Below are 364 nucleotides of genomic sequence, written 5' to 3'. Positions count from 1 at the left end.
GTCCCCGTCTGGACACCGAGAGGCGGCCCGCCCTCGTCCGAGGTGAGGCCGGACTTCCCGTCGGCTGTGGCCCAGATGCAGGGCAGATGCCCCGCCCGCGCGCTCTCCAGCACCCCGGCGCACGGATCGAGCCGCATGAAGGTGCAGGTGGCGAACAGGTCCGAGCCAAGGGACAGCAGCAGATCATTGGTCCGTGCCAGGACCTCGCCCGGCTCGCTGGTGACGGAGGCCAGGGCCCGCAACCCGGCCCGCACCTGCCCCATGAAGGCGGCTGCCTCGATGTTGTGGCCCTGGACGTCACCGATGACGAGGGCGACGTGGTTGTCGGGCAGCGGGATGACGTCGTACCAGTCGCCGCCGAGCT

At 70.9% G+C, this 364-nt stretch carries 1 protein-coding gene; it reads right to left on the bottom strand.

Going from position 1 to position 364, the window contains the following annotated elements; translation table 11 throughout:
- On the bottom strand, positions 1-364 hold a 364-nt coding region (locus tag IF47_RS0126970; protein WP_031511672.1), incomplete at both ends, for a PP2C family protein-serine/threonine phosphatase.

The organism is Streptomyces megasporus, from assembly GCF_000718985.1.
GTDB classification, from domain to species: Bacteria; Actinomycetota; Actinomycetes; order Streptomycetales; family Streptomycetaceae; genus Streptomyces; species Streptomyces megasporus.
This window is presented reverse-complemented; position numbering and strand designations above follow the sequence as displayed.